1 protein-coding gene is annotated in these 300 nt (G+C 62.3%); it reads left to right on the top strand.

The features are described from left to right. Nucleotides 1-300 (top strand): immunoglobulin-like domain-containing protein (locus V7787_RS53285; RefSeq protein WP_336095478.1); only part of this gene is annotated, 300 nt, incomplete at both ends.

The raw sequence follows: 300 nt of genomic DNA, 5'->3' as shown, positions 1-300 counted from the left end.
TGAGCAACCCTGCCCAGACGCCGGTAACCGTGACCCTGTCCAACGGCCAGGTCATCACTGTTGAAGCCGGCAAAACCCAGGGCAGCGTCGATTTCCAGACCCCGGCCAATGACGTCTACAACAACGGCTCGACCGTCAGCGTCACCATCGAGAGCGCCACGGGCGGTAATTTCGAGCAACTGACCCCGAATCCGACCCCGGCTCAGACCACGATCAACGACTCGGTCGACACCACTACCGCGACCCTGACCGCCTCGCCAAGCGTGACCGAAGGCGGTGTGATCACTTACACCGTGACCC

It is taken from the genome of Pseudomonas sp. CGJS7, from assembly GCF_036961695.1.
Note: the sequence above shows the minus strand (reverse complement) of the source record. Positions and strands in the feature narration are given on the sequence as shown.